This window comes from Streptomyces sp. NPDC004658, assembly GCF_040609555.1.
In the GTDB taxonomy this organism is placed as follows: Bacteria; Actinomycetota; Actinomycetes; order Streptomycetales; family Streptomycetaceae; genus Streptomyces.
This window is the reverse complement of record NZ_JBEXKG010000462.1, coordinates 1-1,006: the sequence shown is the minus strand read 5'-3', so window position 1 is coordinate 1,006 and position 1,006 is coordinate 1. Positions and strand designations below refer to the sequence as shown.

The 1,006-nt window shown below is 71.2% G+C and carries 1 protein-coding gene; it reads left to right on the top strand.

Annotation, left to right across the window (positions count from 1 at the left end):
- Window positions 1-177: 177 nt before the first annotated feature.
- A partial coding sequence (locus ABZV94_RS42175) for a carboxyl transferase domain-containing protein (RefSeq protein WP_356350489.1) occupies window positions 178-1,006 on the top strand: 829 nt, incomplete at its 3' end.

The following is a 1,006-nucleotide window of genomic DNA, read 5'->3' as shown; positions in this document are numbered from 1 at the left end:
CACCGCGCGGCACGGCCGTACGCCCCGATATGCCTGCTGGGCACGGGTGTTGGGCGGCCCGCGGACGGTCAGGGGGGTGGTCCGTGTTCTCCGCACACGCCCCGGGCGCCTTCAATGACACGCACTGCCCAGGGCGCCGCCATCGGCGGCCCCGATGGCCGAAGAGACGGGTGGAGCATGACCGTTGCCGATGTCAGTGTCCGAGTGGCCGAACGAGAAGCGATCAAGGAGGCCGTGGAGCTGGGCCCTTCCCCGAGCGCGACCGAGGCACAGCACGCGCGGGGCAAGCTGACCGTGCGCGAGCGGCTGGACCTGCTGTTCGACCCGGGTACGTTCCGGGAGATCGAACAGCTGCGACGGCACCGGGCCTCCGGGTTCGGGCTGGAGGACCGCAGACCGCACACCGACGGGGTGGTGACCGGCTGGGGCAAGGTGGACGGCCGCAAGGTGTTCGTCTACGCGCACGACTTCCGGATCTTCGGCGGCTCGCTCGGCGAGGCCCACGCGCAGAAGATCCACAAGGTGATGGACCTCGCGCTGGCGTCGGGGCTGCCGCTCGTGTCGCTCAGCGACGGCGCCGGGGCCCGTATCCAGGAGGGCGTCACGGCGCTCGCCGGGTACGGCGGCATCTTCCGCCGCAACGTGGCCGCGTCCGGGGTGATCCCGCAGATCAGCGTGATGCTCGGGCCGTGCGCCGGCGGGGCGACGTACTCCCCCGCGCTGACGGACTACGTGTTCATGGTGCGGGACATCTCGCAGATGTACATCACCGGACCCGACGTGGTGCAGGCGGTGACCGGCGAGAAGATCACCCACAACGACCTCGGCGGCGCCCAGGTGCACTCCACGGTCTCCGGCGCGAGCACCTTCCTGTACGACACCGAGGAGGAGTGCCTCCAGGACGTACGCCACCTGCTGTCGCTGCTGCCGTCCAACAACCGCGAACTGCCGCCCTCCGTCCCCTGCGACGACCCGGCGGACCGGCGCGGCGAGGCACTGTCCCGGC